Raw genomic sequence first — 546 nt, 5'->3', positions numbered from 1 at the left:
AATCTGGCCCCTGCACAAATTGCATAACATCTGGCAATTCTGCTTTGGGATTATCAATCAAGGCCATGGTGGCATCGGCCACTTCGCGCACATTGTGTGGCGGTATGTCGGTTGCCATACCAACGGCAATACCGGTAATTCCGTTAAGCAGAATATGCGGCAGGCGTGCAGGCAACATTTGCGGCTCTTTCATAGAACCATCAAAGTTCGGCTGCCATTCAACCGTGCCTTGACCTAATTCGCCAAGTAGCACCTCTGCAAACTTAGAAAGCTTAGATTCAGTGTAACGCATTGCAGCGAAGGATTTCGGGTCATCCGGAGCACCCCAGTTACCCTGCCCGTCGACGAGCGGATAACGATAGGTAAATGGCTGCGCCATCAATACCATGGCTTCATAACACGCTGAATCACCGTGTGGATGGTACTTACCGAGTACGTCACCCACGGTACGTGCTGATTTTTTATATTTAGCTGAAGCCGATAAGCCTAGCTCTGACATCGCATAAATAATACGGCGTTGAACCGGCTTTAAGCCGTCACCGATGT

1 protein-coding gene is annotated in these 546 nt (G+C 49.8%); it reads right to left on the bottom strand.

What is annotated here, in order from left to right:
- Positions 1-546, bottom strand: a 546-nt coding sequence (locus AB4585_RS28185) for a DNA gyrase subunit A (RefSeq protein WP_372172068.1), incomplete at both ends; no start/stop codon positions are given.

Source organism: Vibrio sp. 10N.222.49.C9 (assembly GCF_041474985.1).
GTDB classification, from domain to species: Bacteria; Pseudomonadota; Gammaproteobacteria; order Enterobacterales; family Vibrionaceae; genus Vibrio; species Vibrio crassostreae_C.
This window is presented reverse-complemented; position numbering and strand designations above follow the sequence as displayed.